Origin of the sequence: Pseudoroseomonas cervicalis, assembly GCF_030818485.1 — a bacterium.
Classification (GTDB): Bacteria; Pseudomonadota; Alphaproteobacteria; order Acetobacterales; family Acetobacteraceae; genus Pseudoroseomonas; species Pseudoroseomonas cervicalis_A.
On record NZ_JAUTAJ010000004.1, the window covers coordinates 1,913,542 to 1,928,645 of the forward strand.

The window sequence follows — 15,104 nt, forward strand, 5'->3', positions numbered from 1 at the left end:
CCCCCCGCCGGCCGGGCCCGGCAAGCGGGCGCCTGGCCCGCCCGCCTCAGGCGATGCGCTTCAGGAAGCGCTCCACCCCCTCATGCAGCGTGGCATTGCGCGCCTGCAGCGTCTCGGCCGCGCCGGAGAGCAGGGCGACCTGCTGGCGCGCCTCGCCGGCCGCGCCGCGCACCTCCTCCGAGCGGCGGGCCACCTCATGGGTGCCGCGCGCGGCGGCGGCGGCGGCGCGGGCGATCTCGCGCGTCGCCGCCCCCTGCTGCTCGACCGAGGCGGCGATGCCGGCGCTGATGCGGTCCATCTCCGCGATGGTGCCGGCGATGCGGCTGATCGCCTCCACCGCCGCCCCCGTGGCCTGGCGCATGGCGGTGATCTGGCTGCCGATCTCCTCGGTCGCCTTGGCGGTCTGGTTGGCCAGGGTCTTCACCTCGCCCGCCACCACGGCGAAGCCCTTGCCGGCCTCGCCGGCGCGCGCCGCCTCGATCGTGGCGTTCAGCGCCAGCAGATTGGTCTGGCCGGCGATGGCGCCGATCAGCTGCACCACATCGCCGATGCGCGCGGCGGCGGCGGTCAGATCCTGCATGGTGCGGTCGCTGCGCTGCGCCGCATCCGCGGCGGCGGCGGCGATCTGCGTCGCCTGCCCGGTCTGGCGGGCGATCTCCTGCACGGCGGAGGCCATCTCCTCGGCCGCCGCGGCCACGGTGCGCACCTCGGCCGCGGTGCTGTCCGCCGCCTGGGAGGCGGCGCCGCCCGCAACCTCGGTCCGCTCGGTCACCTGGCGCAGCGCGCCGGCGCCGCCGCCCACCGCCTGCGCCGCCTGGGACAGGCCGGCCATGGCGGCCGCCACCTCCTCGCGGAAGCCGGCCATGGCGCCGGCCAGCGCCTCGGCCCGCTGCAGCCGCTCGGCATTCTGCGTCCGCGCCTGGCGCTCCAGCGCCTCGGCCCGGCGCAGATTCTCGCGCAGATCCTCCGCCGCCGCGGCCAGGGTGCCGATCTCGTCGCGCCGGCGGGCGCCGGGCACCGCCTGCTCCAGCCGCCCCGCCGCCATGCCGGCGATGCCCTGGGTCGCCGCCGCCAGCGGCCGCAGGATGCTGCGCCGCACGGTCAGCGCCAGCACCAGGCCGAGCAGCAGCAGCGACGCCGCCACCAGCCCGGCCAGCAGGCGGGAGAGCTGCCCGGCATAGGCGATGGCGCCCTCCGCCGCGGCGGCGCTGTCGCGCTCGGCGCTGCGCGCGGCGCGGTCCAGCGCGGCGTTCAGGGCGCGGCGATTGGCCCGGTTGGCCTCGTTGTTGCCCATGCGGTTGGCGGCGGGCGGCCCTTCCTCCACCCCGACCCGCGCGGTCTCCCGCCGGAAGCGCAGGAATTCGCCCACCACCCGCGACAGCTCGGCGAATGCGGCCTGCTCATCCGCCGGCACCAGGCCGCGCCAGGCGGCCATTTCCTGCTCCAGCCCGTCCAGCGCCGCGCGCAGCGAGGTGGCGGCGCGCAGGGCCGGCTCCCCGGGCTCGGAGAAATACAGCAGCCGGCTGTCGGAGACCGCCTCCATCACCCGCCCATTCACCCGCTCCGCCCGCCAGGCGGCGGCGCCGGCCCGCTGCGTCTCGCGCACCTCGGCCTGGTAGCTGGACAGCGCCCAGAGGGCGAAGCCGGCGGTGGCCAGCGCCACCAGCCCCGACAGCCCCAGCAGCAGGTAGAGCCGTGTCGCCAGAGAGCGCGACAGCCAAGCGATCATGCCATCCTCCGAGCCTGGACGCGGCCATTGCAGGCGCCCTGTCGCATTCTCCGAGAAGCCATGCTGCCGGCTGGTTAACCGGCCACGGTTGCAACGCCCCCCGCTTGGCGTCACACAGGGCGCGATGGCCCTTCGCCTCCCCCCCTCCGCCGCCCGCGCCGCCCCCCGGGACGCCGGCGGCATGTTCCCGGCGCGGGTCAAGGCCGTGCTCGGCCCGACCAACACCGGCAAGACGCATCTGGCGATCACCCGGATGCTGGCGCATGCCTCCGGCATCATCGGCTTCCCGCTGCGGCTGCTGGCGCGGGAGAATTACGACCGCATGGTCGCGGTGAAGGGCGCGGACCGGGTGGCGCTGATCACCGGCGAGGAGAAGATCCTGCCGCCCGGCGCCAAATGGTTCGCCTGCACGGTGGAGGCGATGCCGCTCGACCGCCGGGTGGAGTTCGTCGCGGTGGACGAGATCCAGCTCTGCGCCGACCCGGATCGCGGCCATGTCTTCACCGACCGGCTGCTGCATGCCCGCGGCCTGGTCGAGACCATGTTCCTCGGCGCCGAGACCATCCGCCCGCTGCTGCAGCGCCTGGTGCCGCAGGCCGAGGTGGAGACGCGGCCGCGCCTGTCGGAGCTGCGCTACACCGGCCCGGCCAAGCTGACGCGGCTGCCGGCGCGCTCGGCCGTGGTCGCCTTCTCGGCCGCCGAGGTCTATGCCATCGCCGAGGCCATCCGCCGCCGCCCGCGGCGGCTGCGCCGTGGTGATGGGCCGGCTCTCCCCCCGCACCCGCAACGCCCAGGTGGCGCTGTACCAGAATCGCGAGGTGGATTTCCTGGTGGCGACGGACGCCATCGGCATGGGGCTGAACATGGATGTCGACCATGTCGCCTTCGCCAGCCTGCAGAAATTCGACGGCCACCGGCCGCGCCCGCTGACCGCGCAGGAGGCGGCGCAGATCGCCGGCCGCGCCGGGCGCGGCATGCGCGATGGCAGCTTCGGCGTGACCGCGGAATGCCCGCCGCTGTCGGACGAGATGGTGGCCAAGATCGAGGGCCACCAGTTCGAATCCCTGCAGACCCTCGCCTGGCGCAACGCCGCGCTGGATTTCGACAGCATCGACGGGCTGCTCGACAGCCTGGCCGCGCCGCCGCCGGTGCCGGGCCTGGCCAAGGGCAATGACGCGACCGACCACATCACGCTGGAGGCGCTGTCGCGCGACCCGGAGATCCGCCGCCTGGCGCGCGGCCGCCGCCGCGTGGCCCTGCTGTGGGAGGCCTGCCAGATCCCGGATTTCCGCAAGCTGGCGGATGACAGCCACACCAAGCTCTGCGCCCGGGTGTTCGGCCATCTGGTCAATGACGGCCACCTGCCCGCCGACTGGGTGGCGGCGCAGATCGCCCAGCTCGGCGCCACCGAGGGCGATCTCGACACGCTGATGGCGCGGCTGTCGGCGATTCGCGTCTGGACCTATATCGCGGCGCGATCCGACTGGATGCGCGACGCGCAGCGCCACCAGGACGCCGCCCGCGCCGCCGAGGACGCGGTGAGCGACGCGCTGCATGAGCGCCTGACCGCCCGCTTTGTCGATCGCCGCGCCGCGCACCTGATCCGCCGGCTGGACGAATCGGCCGATGAGCTGCTCTCCGCCGTCACCCGACAGGGTGAGGTGGTGGTGGAAGGCCACCCGGTTGGCCAAGTGAAGGGTTTCGTGTTTGAACCCGATGCCGCTGCGGGTAATGGGGAGGAGCGCAAGCTTGTCCTGCGTGCCGCCCGCCGAGCCCTGCAGAGTGAGATGCCGAAGCGCGTGACTGAGATCGAAACCGCGTCCGACGACGCTTTCGCCCTGACCCCGTCCCACCGCATCACCTGGAATGGTGACGAGGTCGCCCGCCTGCGGCCCGGCCCCACCCCGGACAAGCCGCTGGTCGAACCGCTGCCCTCCGACCTGCTGGATGGCGCCCAGCGCGAGCGTATCCGCGCCCGCCTCGCCACCTGGATCGAGGCGCAGATCAAGAAGGAATTCGCCCCCCTCGACGCGGTCGAGGCCAAGGCGGCGGAGGATGGCGCGCTGCGCGGCCCGGCCTTCCGGCTGCGCGAATATCTCGGCCTGGTGCCCGGCGGCACCGAGGCGGAGATCAATCCCGAGCTGCGCCAGAAGCTGAAGGGCATCGGCATCCGCGCCGGCCGCTTCGCGCTCTACCTGCCCGAGATGCTGAAGCCGCGGCCGATGGCGCTGCGCGCGCAGCTCTGGGCGCTGAAGGCGGATTGCGACGTCCCCGCCGTGCCCGGCGGCGGGCTGGTCTCCGTGCCGCCGCCCGAGGGCTGGCCCGAGGGCTTCGCCGAGACCATGGGCTGGGTGAAGGCCGGCCCCGTGCTGCTGCGACTCGATGTCGCCGAGCGGGTGGCGGGCGAGCTCGGCCATCTGACGCGCCGGGCGCCGGCCATGCTGCCGCCGGATGTGGCCAGCCGGCTGGGCGTGAAGGCCGACATCCTGGCCGCCGTGCTGCAGACGCTGGGCTTCCGCCTGATCACCGCCGAGCCGCTGGCCGAGGAGGCCTTCGGCCCGCCCAGCCCGGCCATGGTCAGCGCCCGGCGCGAGGAGCACCGGCACGGCCCGCGCCGCCACGGCCCGGGCCATGGCCCGCGCCGCGAGGGCGGCAACCGCGGCGAAGGCAATCGGGGCGAGCGCGGCCCGCGCCCGCCGCGCCGTGACGCCGGCGCCCCGGCCGCTGCCGGCGAGACGGCGGAGGGCGCCGCCCCCGCCGGCGAGGCGCCGCGCCCGCCGCGCGAGGGCGGCCGCCCCGAGCGCGGACCGCGCCGCGACGGCAGGCCGCAAGGTGAGCGCCAGGGTGGCGATCGGGGTGGCGAGCGCCAGGGCGACCGCGGCGGCGATCGCGGTGGCGACCGGGGCCCGCGCGGCCCGCGCCCGGACCGCGGCGGCGAGCGGGGCGACCGGCGCGACCGCCGGCCCCCGCGCGACGACCGGCAGGAGCCGCGCTCCTTCTCCTTCGATGGCGGCGCGGCCAAGGGCAAGGGTCCGGATCCGGACAGCCCCTTCGCCGTGCTGGCCCGGCTGAAGCTGGGCAAGGAGTAAGGGGGCGCCGCCTTGCCGGAGACCGAGGACCGGGACTGGCAGCGACTCGACAAATGGCTGTGGTGCGCGCGCGTCGCCAAGACGCGGGGCGAATGCGCCAGGCTGGTCGAGCGCGGCCGCTTCCGCCTCAACCGGCAGCCGGTGGAGAAGCCGCATGCGAAGCTGCGGCCGGGCGATGTGCTGACCCTGGCGCTGGGCAGCGCCGAGCATGGCCGCATCCGCATCTGGCGCATCCTGGCCCTGGCCGGGCGGCGCGGCCCGGCGCCCGAGGCGCGCGCCCTGTATGAGGACCTGACCGAGGGCGCCGCCCCGGGGAGGCCCGAGGAGATGCCGGGGGCCGCGGAGCGGGACGAGGACTGAGCGGCGCCCTGCCGACCGCCCGGGCCGGCCGGCGCCGCGCCCGGGCTGGCCCGCCCGCCACGGTTCATCCCCGGGTCGCGCGGGCGGATCCGGCACAGGGGTCTCCCCTGCAACAAAGGCGGTTGCGCGGATCTGCCGCAGGCGCCATGTCTCGCGCGCGCGATCGACCGGCGCAGAGAGACCGGCGCAGAGAGACCGCCGCGCAGGGCGCCCCTCCCGGCGGCGCGGACACAGAGGAATCCGGACAGTGGCTTACGTCGTCACCGAGAACTGCATCCGCTGCAAATACATGGACTGCGTCGAGGTCTGTCCGGTCGACTGCTTCTATGTCGGCGAGAACATGCTGGTCATCCATCCGGATGAATGCATCGATTGCGGCGTCTGCGAGCCGGAATGCCCGGCCGAGGCGATCTTCCCGGACAGCGACGACAAATCCGCCGACTGGGCCGAGCTGAACCGCACCTATTCCCAGCAATGGCCGAACATCACCCGCAAGGGCGAGGCGCCGGAGGATGCCGAGGAATGGAACGGCAAGCCCGGCAAGAAGGAGATGTTCGACCCGAAGCCGGGCACGCCCTGAGCAAGACCGCGGCGCCGGCCTGACAGGGCCGGCGCCGCCCCCGCGGGCCCCCTCCGCAGGCCCCCGCAAGCCTGGGCCTTGCCGCCTGCCCATGGCCGCCCCCCGTCCCGCGCGGGGTGACGGCCGCACGTTTTTGTGCTATGCATGACCGATCGGCAGGGCTGCCCGCCACGCTTCGGTGTGAGGCCCCGCCCCCGGCCGCATGACGCGCCGCCACCGGCCCCCGACCCGCCAGCGACCCTGGCCGTGCAACGGCCCGCCGCGTGACGGGTTGTGATGCCGGCCCCCTCGGTCTGCAGGAGTTGAGAGCGGATGAAGCCACCCGCCGGCGCGAAATCCACCACGACGCAACCCGAGCCGGCCGCGGCCGAATCCAGGCCCTCCCCCCGCACCCTTCCCGGACGCCGCCCCGGCATGGCCGAGACCCAGGCCCCCTCCCCCACCGAGGGCGTCGCCGCCGGCCCCGCCCGGCCGGCCCCGCCGCCCAAGCCGCTCGGCAACCAGGGCAGCGAGTTCAAGGCCGGGGACCATGTGGTCTATCCGACCCATGGCGTCGGCCAGGTGCAGGGCATCGAGAGCATGTCGGTGGCCGGCACCGAGCTGAAGGTGATCATCGTCACCTTCGAGGAAAACCGCATGACGCTGCGGGTGCCGCTGAACAAGGCGGCCTCCTCCGGCCTTCGCAAGCTCGCCGGCGGCGACCGCATGGGCGAGGCGATGGAGACGCTGAAGGGCCGCGCCCGCATCAAGCGCACCATGTGGTCGCGCCGCGCCCAGGAATACGAGCAGAAGATCAACAGCGGCGACCCGGTGCAGATCGCCGAGGTGGTGCGCGACCTGCACCGCAATGCCGGCCAGCCGGACCAGTCCTTCTCCGAGCGGCAGATCTATGAGCTGGCCATGGACCGCCTCGCGGCCGAGGTCGCGGCGATCGACGGCACCGACAAGAATGGCGCCATGACCAAGCTGCTCGAGCATCTGAAGCAGGGCTGAGCGGCCAGCCGTAACGGCGAAGGGCCCGGGGAGCGATCCCCGGGCCTTTTTCTGTCCGGCCGGTTTCCTGCCGGCCGGCGCCGGGGTGCCGGCGGCGGCGCCTCAGCCAAGGCCGGCCGGCACCGCCACCCCGAGCTTCGCCGCCCAGTGGCGCAAAGCCGCGCCGGTCTTCTCCGGCAGGGCGAGCCCCTCCGCCTCCGCCCGGGCGATGCCGCGCGCCGCCTGGTCGCCGGGCAGGCGCACCGGGCGGTCGGGGTCGATCGGCGCATTGGCGCGGCAGGCCTCCGCCAGGAATTCCATCTGCGCGGCGAAGGCGTCGCGGCCGGCGAAGGCGTCCGGCTCGATCAGCTGCAGATAGACGCTCGCCCCCCAGCGGCCCGGCGCGTCGCGGCGGCCATGGCCGGACAGGCCCTGGGTCAGCGCCTCCACCATCAGCGCCAGGCCGAAGCCCTTATGGCCGGCCTCCGCCCCACCCAGCAGCATCAGGCTGCCGCGCTCGGTCGGGTGCTCCATCACCGCCGGGTCGGTGGTCGGGTGGCCGGCGGCATCCAGCAGCCAGGGATGCTCGAAACGCTCGCCCGCCGCCGCCTTCTGCCGCGTCATCGACACCGTGGTGATCGAGGCCGAGATGTCCACCAGAACCGGCGCCGCCCCGGCCGGGAAGCCGATGGCGAAGGGGTTCGGGCTGAACAGCGCCTGCCGCCCGCCAAAGGGCGCGACGATGCGGCTATGCGGGCCGGAGGAGGCCAGCATGACGAAGCAGCCGGCCTCGGTGGCCTGCCGGGCCAGCGCCGCCAGGCAGCCGATATGGTGGCTGCGGCGCAGTGCGACGGTGACGACGCCGTGCTGCTTCAGGCGGGCCAGCGCCTCGGTCATCGCCTGCTCGACCAGCCAGAGTCCGGGGCGGTAGCCGCCATCCCAGACCAGGGTGGCGCCGCTGTCGCGCAGCACCTCCGGCTCCCCCTCCCCCAGCATGCCGCCGGATTCGATCTCGGCCAGATAGGTGCCGGCCTGGGCCAGGCCATGGGTGTGGCGGCCCATCATGTCGGTCAGCACCAGCAGCCGGCCCATGCTCTCCGCCATGCCGGGCGCCAGGCCGGCGGCGGCGAAGAGCCGGGCGGCGAAGCCGGACAGGGCGGCGGGGGCCAGGCGGGGCGCGCCCGGCGCCGGGGCCGGGGCCGGGGCCGGGGCCGGGCGGGTGCCGGTCATGCTCATGCGGGCTTCCTCATGCAGCTTCTTCATTCGGGGCGGATATTGTGGGCACGCACGATGGCGCCGTAGCGGGCGCTGGCCTGGCTCAGCCAGTCGCGCATCGCCTCCGGCCCCTCGGCGCGGGCCTCGCCACCCAGCTCGGCCAGGCGGGCGGCGATGGCGGGCTGCGCCAGGGTCTCGCGGAACACTGCCTCCAGCCGCGCCACCAGCGGGCGCGGCGTGTTGCCCTGCACCAGCACGCCCTGCCAGGTGCCGGCCTCCGGCAGCGGCCAGCCCAGCTCGGCGAAGGTCGGCACCTGCGGCAGCGCGGCCATACGCTGCGCGCCGGAGACGGCGATGCCCCGCATCTGGCCATTGGCGACGAAAGGCAGGGTGGCGGTGGCGCCATTGACGATCAGATCGGCCTCGCCGGTGGTCACCGCCATCAGCGCGGGCGCGCCGCCGCGATAGGGCACATGGGTGGCCTCCCCGCCCAGCTTCGCGGTCAGCTCCACCGCGGTCAGGTGGGTCAGGCTGCCCACCCCGGCATTGGCGACGTTCAGCCCGCCGGCCGTGGCGCGGGCCCGGGCGGCCAGGGCCGCGGCGTCGCCGACGCCCAGGCTGTTGCGCACCGCCACCAGATAGGGCGCGTAGATCAGCATGGAGACCGGCGCCAGGTCGCGCTCCAGGTCGAAGGGCAGGCGCGGGAACAGCGCCGGGTTGATGGCCAGCGTCGCCACATCCATCAGCAGCAGGGTGTGGCCATCGGGCGGGCTCTTGGCCACCGCATCGGCGCCGATATTGCCGGCCGCACCCGCGCGGTTCTCCACCACCACGGGCTGGCCGATGCGCCGCGTCAGCTCCGGCGCCAGCAGCCGCGCGAGGATGTCGGAGGTGCCGCCCGGCGCGTTCGGCACGATGATGCGCAATGTGTGGTCGAAGGCCGGCTCGGCGGCCAGGGCCGCGCGCGGCATGGCGGGGATGGACAGCGTGGCCGCCAGCATGGCGGTGCAGGCGGCGCTGCGCAGCAGGGCACGGCGTTGCATCTCGGACTCTCCCTTGCACGGCCACGGCTTTCCCGCGCGGCCTTGCCCCCGCTGTACGCCGGTGCTGCGATACCCGTCCAAGGCCAAATCGGCATTGGCCGATACCGGAGCGGTATCCATGTTCGAGTTCAACCAGCTGCGCTGCTTCGTCGCCGTGGCCGAGGAGCGGCATTTCCACCGCGCCGCCGCCCGGCTGAACATGACCCAGCCGCCGCTGAGCCGGCAGATCCAGGCGCTGGAGCAGCGGCTGGGCGCCCGGCTGTTCTGGCGCGACAGCCGCGGCGTGCGGCCGACCCCGGCGGGCCTCGCCTTCCTCGATGAGGCGCGGCGCCTGCTGCGCCTGGCCGAGGGCGCCGCGCGCCGCACCCGCGCCCTGGCCGAGGGCCAGGCGGGGGAGCTGTCGATCGGCTTCACCGCGGCCTCCGGCTATGCGGTGCTGCCGCGGCTGGTGGCGCTGCTGCGCCAGCGCCTGCCGGGGATATCCTTGCGACTGCGCGAGGCGGTCTCGGCCGAGCAGCTGGCGGCGCTGCGGGCCGGGCAGCTCGATCTCGGCCTGGTGCGGCCGCTGCAGGCGCAGCCCGGACTGGCCTGGACAAGGCTGGAGCGCGAGGCGCTGCTGCTGGCCCTGCCGGCGGCGCATCCGCTCGCCGCCCTGCCGGCCATCCCGCCCGGGGCGCTGCAGGGCGAGCCGCTGGTCACCTACCCGCCGGTCGAGGGCCGCTATCTGCATGAGCTGGTCACCGGCTTCTACCGGCTTTCCGGCCTGGTGCCGGGGGCGGTGCAGCATGTCAGCCAGGCGCATTCCATCCTGGCGCTGGTCGGCGCCGGGCTGGGGCTGGCGCTGGTGCCGCGCGCGGTGGAGCGGCTGCGCCCCGAGGGCGTGGCGCTGCGCCCGCTGGCCATGCAGGCCCCCCCGGTGGCGGAGCTGATGCTGGCCTGGCCGGCGGAGACCGAGAACCCGGCCGGCGAGGCGGCGCTGGCGGCGCTGCGCGCGGCCTGGCCGCAGCTCGGCGACGGTCCGCCGCCGCCCGGACAACCGCCCGGCATGCCGGAGCCGGAGCGGGCATGAAAAAAGCCCCGGGGATCGCTCCCCGGGGCCGGTCCTCCGTCAGCCTTGCCGGATTCAGTCCTGCTGGCGGACGCCCATGAACTGCAGCATCAGCTGGAACAGGTTGATGAAGTTCAGGTACAGGCCCAGCGCGTCGAACACGCTGCGCTTGGCCGCCTCATCGGTGCCCTCGGCATAGGCGAACTCGACATAGTCGGCCTTGATGCGCTGGGTGTCGTAGGCGGTCAGGCCGACGAACACCACGACGCCGATCACGCTGATGATGAAGGCCAGCATGCCGGAGCCGACGAACATGTTCACCAGGCTGGCGATGATGATGCCGATCAGGCCCATCATCATGAAGGCGCCGAGCTTCGTCAGGTCACGCTTCGTCGTGTAGCCATAGAGGCTGATGGCCGCGAACATGCTGGCCGTCACGAAGAAGGTGCTGGCGACCGAGGCGCCGACATAGACCACGAAGATGTTCGCCATGCTGGCGCCCATCGCGGCACAGAACAGCCAGAACAGGCCCTGCGCCGTGGTCTTGCTCATCCGGTTGATGCCGAAGGACAGCACCAGCACGAAGGCCAGCGGCGCCAGCATCGCGGCGAAGCCCAGGATGGTCGGCTGCGTCACCACGAAGCCGCGCGGCGAGCGCCCCACGGTGAAGAACAGCTCGGACAGGCCGGTGTTGGCGATCACATAGGCGACGATCGCGGTCACCAGCAGGCCGGACGCCATCCAGTTGTAGACGCGCAGCATGTAGGACCGCAGCCCGGCATCGATGGCGGCTGCGTCGGCCGTCGCCACGCGGCCCCAGCCGGGCGCACCCGTCGTGAAACGATAGTCGGGACCAGAGGCCATAGGTGTCTCAACTCCTCCCAGCGCGGAGAATCCGCGGGTCACAAGATATATGGACTAACGGTAATCTCGTTCAACGGCAAAGCGCATAACGGACACGCCCAGGCCAGAAAGTGATCGCCACCGCCCTCCCTACTCGTTGCGCAGCATCGGCGCGGGCCTGGCCCGCAGCGCCAGCGCCGTGCCGGCATAGCCCAGCCCCAGCGTCAGCAGCATGCAGCCCAGGATGGTGGCGGTGAGCGTCATGGGCAGAAAAATCCACTCGGTGCGCATGACATAGCGCGCCACCGCCCAGGAGGCGGCGGTGCCGGCGCCGGCGGCCAGCAGCCCGGCGGTCAGCCCGACCAGGCCGAACTCCACCATCCAGGCGCGGCGGATCTGCGCCCTTGTGGCGCCGATCACCTTCAGCACCACCGCATCGCGCACCCGGCGCCGCTGCGTCGCCGCCATGGCGCCGGCCAGCACCAGGGCGCCGGCCAGCAGCGTCAGCCCGGCGACCGCCGAGAGCGCGACGCCGAGCCGCTCCAGGAGCCCCGCCACCGCCGCCAGCGCGTCGCGCACCCGGATGCCGGAGACATTGGGGAAGGCGTCAGTGATGGCGCGCAGCACCGCGGCGTCCTGCGCCGCGTCGCCGCGCACCGTCGCGATATGGGTGTGCGGCGCCGCCTCCAGCAGGCCGGGCGAGGCCACCAGCACGAAGTTCAGCCCCAGCCCCTGCCACTCGATCCGCCGCAGGCTGCTGATGCGGAAGGTCAGGTCGCGGCCGAGCACGTTCAGCGTGACCTCGTCGCCCAGGCCCACCCCCCAGCCCTCGGCGATGCGGGCATCGAGGGAGAGCAGCGGCGGGCCACGATAATCCTCGGGCCACCACTGCCCGGCCACCAGCCGCGTGCCCTCGGGCGGGCGGGCGGCATAGGTCAGGCCGCGATCGCCGCGCAGCGCCCATTCGCTGTCCTCGCCGACCCGCATCTGCTCGACCGGCACGCCCTTCACCGCGACCACGCGGGCGCGCAGCGAGGGCACGCGCGTCACCTCCACCACCCCCGGCTGGGCCAAAGCGGTGGCGTCGAAGCGCTGCGCCTGGTCGGACTGGATGTCGATGAAATAGAAATTCGGCGCCGCCCCCGGCAGCTGGTCGGAGAGCTGGCGGCGCAGATTGCCCTCGATCATGGCGACCGCCGAGAGGGTGGTCAGGCCGATGCCCAGCGCCACCAGCAGCAGCGGCGTCGGCGCCCCGGGGCGGTGGATATTGGCCAGGCCCAGCCGCAGCGCCGGGCGCCCGGCGCCGCGCAGGCGTTTGGCCAGCGCCATCAGCGCGGTGGCGCCCAGCCGGAACAGCAGCAGCGTGGCGCCGGCACCGACGCAGAAGCCCAGCGCGAAGATGGGCTGCGCCGCGGTCAGCACCACCAGCGCCACCAGCGCCGCCACCGCCAGGGCGTTCACCGCCAGCAGCCCCCAGGAGGCGCGGAAGCGCGTCTTCTGCACCGTGTCGCGGAACAGGGCGGCGCCCGGGATCTCCCGGGCGCGCGCCAGCGGCCAGAGCGCGAAGGCCAGCGCCGTCAGCGCGCCATAGGCGGCGGCGAGCAGCAGCGGCGTCGGGTAGAGGCCGAGCTGCGGCGGCACCGGCAGGGCGCCGGACAGCGCGCGGGCGGCCAGCAGCGTCAGCCCCTGCCCCGCCACCAGGCCGAGCAGGATGCCCAAACCGGCCAGCACGCCCACCTGGATCAGGTAGGTGACGAAGATCACCCGCGCCGGCGCGCCCAGGCAGCGCAAAGTGGCGATGGTGCGGGCGCGCTGGTCCAGCCAGGCGCGCACGCCGGTGGCGACCCCGATGCCGCCCACCAGCAGGGCGGTGAGCCCGGCCAGCGTCAGGAAGGAGGCGGCGCGGTCGAGGAAGCGGTTGACCCCCGGCGCAGCCTCGGCCGCCGAGCGGATGCGCCAGCTGCCATCATCCGGCCCCGCGCGCAGCGCGCGGATGAAGCCGCCGACATCGCTGCCCGGCGGCAGCGCCACGCGGTATTCGTAATGGATCAGGCTGCCGGGCTGGATCAGCGCGGTGCGCGGCAGGTCGGCCAGCGGGATCATGGCGCGCGGGCCGAGGATGGCGGGGCTCGCCACCTTGTCCGGCTCATTCGCCACCAGCCCCGCATAGCGGAAGCTGGCCTCGCCAAGGCGCAGCCGGTCGCCCACCGCAAGGCCGAGACGCTCGGCCACCAGCGGCTCCAGCGCCACCTCGCCCGGCTGCAGCCCGTCCGGCGCCGGCGGGTCCAGCACCAGCGCGCCCTGCAGCGGATAGGCGGCATCCACCGCCTTCAGCTCGACCAGCGTGCGCTCGCCATTGGGGGCGATCGCCATGGCGCGCATCTCGACCACTTCCGAGACCCGGCCGCCGCGCGCCTCGATCCATTCCCGCCCGCCCGGCGCCATGGGCTGGGTGGCGATGCGGATGGAGACGTCGCCGCCCAGGATGCGGCTTCCATCGCTGGCCAGCCCCGCCTCGGTGGCGGCGCGCAGCGTGCCGACGGCGGCGATGGCCGCGACGCCGAGCGCCAGGCAGGCCAGCACGATGCGCAAGCCCTTCAGCCCGCCACGCAGCTCGCGCCGGGCGAAGCGCAGGCCGAGCGCCAGCGTCGCCCAGGCGCCGGGCTCGCCACCGCGGGCCGCCGCCGTGGCGCGCGGCGCGGCGGCGGCCAGGCCGGCGGGAGCCGTCGTCGCGGCGCCACCGCCCTCGGGCGGGCTCATGCCGCCTCCAGCGCGGCCAGCTGGCCATCGGCCATGCGCAGGCGGCGGCCGCAGCGGGCCGCCAGCACCGGGTCATGGGTGATCAGCAGCAGGGTGGTGCCGAGCTCGTCGCGCAGGCCGAACAGCAGGTCCATCACCGCCTGGCCGGTGGCCTGGTCCAGATTGCCGGTCGGCTCATCGGCCAGCAGCAGGCTGGGCTCGCCCACCACGGCGCGGGCCAGCGCCACGCGCTGCTGCTCGCCGCCCGAGAGCTGGCCCGGATAATGGTCCAGCCGGTGGCCCAGCCCGACCCGGCCGAGGGCGGCGCGGGCGCGTTCGAAGGCGTCCGCCCGGCCGGCGAATTCCAGCGGCACGGCGACATTCTCCAGCGCCGTCATGGTCGGCACCAGGTGGAAGGCCTGGAAGACGATGCCTAAGTGCTCGCGCCGGAAGCGGGCGAGCCCGTCCTCGTCCAGCGTCGTCAGGTCCTGGCCGGCAACGCGCAGGCTGCCGCCCGAGGGGCGCTCCAGCCCCGCCAGCAGCATCAGCAGCGAGGTCTTGCCCGAGCCGGAGGGCCCGACCAGCCCCACCGCCTCCCCCCGTTGCAGCGTCAGATCGACGCCGCGGAGGATGTTGACCTGCCCCCCCGCCGCCTCCACCTTCAGGCTGAGACCACGGGCCTCGATCAGGCCCGGACCGCCTGGCGCCGCGTTCGGCGGCACCCCCGTCGGCGACGGGGTGGCGGGTGACAGGGCGGGAGAAGGGATGGCATTGGGTGCGTCCGGCATGACCCGCAGATATGGCCGCCATGCGGCACTGCGAAGAGCTTTCCTCGGTTTCGCAATGTTTCTTCCGGTGGCGATCGCCACATCGGGGGCGCAGGCGCAGGGCGCCCCCCCGCGCCAGGCGCCTTCGGCCGAGGCGGTGAAGATCGTCATGCTGGGGGATTCGATCACCGCCGGCTATGGCCTGGCCCAGGCGGAGGCGCTGCCGGCCCGGCTGCAGGCGCTGCTGCTGGCCGAGGGGCGCGATGTGCGCATCATCGCCGCCGGCGTCTCCGGCGACACCACGGCGGGCGGCAAGGCGCGGCTGGACTGGGTGCTGGCCGACCAGCCGCAGGCGGTGATCGTGGCGCTGGGCGGCAATGACGGGCTGCGCGGCATCCCGCCCAGCGACACACGGGCCAATCTGGACGACATCCTGACCCGGCTGAAGGCGCGCAATGTGCCGGCCCTGCTGGCCGGCATGCTGGCGCCGCCCAATCTGGGCGCGGATTACGGCCGCGACTTCGCCGGCACCTTCCGCGCGCTGGCCGAGGCGCATCCAGAGGTGGTGTTCTACCCCTTTCTGCTGGAGGGCGTGGCGGGCGAGGCGGCGCTGAACCAGCCCGACCGCATCCACCCCAATCCACGCGGAGCGGAGGAGGTGGCACGCCGCATGCTTCCCTCCGTGCGGGAGCTGCTGTCCAAGCTGCAGGGAGGTTGAG

The 15,104-nt window shown here is 74.2% G+C and carries 11 protein-coding genes and 2 pseudogenes; 7 read left to right on the forward strand and 6 right to left on the reverse strand.

From position 1 onward, the window contains the following. Positions 1–46: 46 nt before the first annotated feature. A pseudogene (locus tag QE401_RS23090) lies at positions 47–1,087 on the reverse strand (methyl-accepting chemotaxis protein); the annotation flags it as partial. Between the two features lie 895 nt (positions 1,088–1,982). On the opposite strand from QE401_RS23090, the pseudogene QE401_RS22985 reads away from it, so the two are divergent. From QE401_RS22985 to QE401_RS12850, 5 genes and pseudogenes are all read left to right on the forward strand, one after another. Then, positions 1,983–2,267 (forward strand): annotated as a pseudogene (locus tag QE401_RS22985) (DEAD/DEAH box helicase family protein); the annotation flags it as partial. 220 nt (positions 2,268–2,487) lie between these two features. Next, on the forward strand, positions 2,488–4,818 hold the full coding sequence (locus tag QE401_RS12835; RefSeq protein WP_307138584.1) for a helicase-related protein: 2,331 nt from the start codon (positions 2,488–2,490) through the stop codon (positions 4,816–4,818). A 12-nt stretch (positions 4,819–4,830) separates the two neighbouring features. Beyond that, complete coding sequence (locus QE401_RS12840; protein WP_307138585.1) at positions 4,831–5,178, forward strand: RNA-binding S4 domain-containing protein; 348 nt, start codon at positions 4,831–4,833, stop codon at positions 5,176–5,178. Positions 5,179–5,425: 247 nt separating this feature from the next. Then, entirely contained in the window at positions 5,426–5,758 is a 333-nt protein-coding gene (gene fdxA, locus QE401_RS12845; RefSeq protein WP_307138586.1) for a ferredoxin FdxA, read from the forward strand. A 312-nt stretch (positions 5,759–6,070) separates the two neighbouring features. Then, entirely contained in the window at positions 6,071–6,751 is a 681-nt protein-coding gene (locus QE401_RS12850; protein WP_307138587.1) for a CarD family transcriptional regulator, read from the forward strand. Between the two features lie 102 nt (positions 6,752–6,853). On the opposite strand, the gene QE401_RS12855 is transcribed toward QE401_RS12850, so the two are convergent. Both QE401_RS12855 and QE401_RS12860 read right to left on the reverse strand, forming a co-directional pair. Beyond that, a complete protein-coding gene (locus QE401_RS12855; RefSeq protein ID WP_307138588.1) occupies positions 6,854–7,966 on the reverse strand; it encodes an Ldh family oxidoreductase in 1,113 nt (370 codons plus the stop codon). Between the two features lie 23 nt (positions 7,967–7,989). Beyond that, on the reverse strand, positions 7,990–8,988 hold the full coding sequence (locus QE401_RS12860; protein WP_307138589.1) for a Bug family tripartite tricarboxylate transporter substrate binding protein: 999 nt from the start codon (positions 8,986–8,988) through the stop codon (positions 7,990–7,992). A 118-nt stretch (positions 8,989–9,106) separates the two neighbouring features. On the opposite strand from QE401_RS12860, the gene QE401_RS12865 reads away from it, so the two are divergent. Continuing rightward, the gene (locus QE401_RS12865) at positions 9,107–10,057 is read left to right on the forward strand and encodes a LysR substrate-binding domain-containing protein (protein WP_307138590.1); all 951 of its coding nucleotides are present in this window, start codon (positions 9,107–9,109) and stop codon (positions 10,055–10,057) included. Between the two features lie 54 nt (positions 10,058–10,111). On the opposite strand, the gene QE401_RS12870 is transcribed toward QE401_RS12865, so the two are convergent. From QE401_RS12870 to QE401_RS12880, 3 genes are all read right to left on the reverse strand, one after another. After that, positions 10,112–10,900 (reverse strand): Bax inhibitor-1/YccA family protein, encoded by a 789-nt coding sequence (locus QE401_RS12870; protein ID WP_307138591.1) that lies wholly within the window; start codon positions 10,898–10,900, stop codon positions 10,112–10,114. A gap of 129 nt (positions 10,901–11,029) precedes the next feature. Further along, on the reverse strand, positions 11,030–13,639 hold the full coding sequence (locus tag QE401_RS12875) for an ABC transporter permease (RefSeq protein WP_307138592.1): 2,610 nt from the start codon (positions 13,637–13,639) through the stop codon (positions 11,030–11,032). Next, entirely contained in the window at positions 13,636–14,406 is a 771-nt protein-coding gene (locus tag QE401_RS12880; protein WP_307138593.1) for an ABC transporter ATP-binding protein, read from the reverse strand. Before QE401_RS12880 ends, QE401_RS12875 begins: the two co-directional genes overlap by 4 nt. Positions 14,407–14,473: 67 nt before the next feature. On the opposite strand from QE401_RS12880, the gene QE401_RS12885 reads away from it, so the two are divergent. Next, positions 14,474–15,103, forward strand: a complete 630-nt coding sequence (locus QE401_RS12885; protein WP_307138594.1) for an arylesterase — start codon at positions 14,474–14,476, stop codon at positions 15,101–15,103. Position 15,104: the final 1 nt, after the last annotated feature.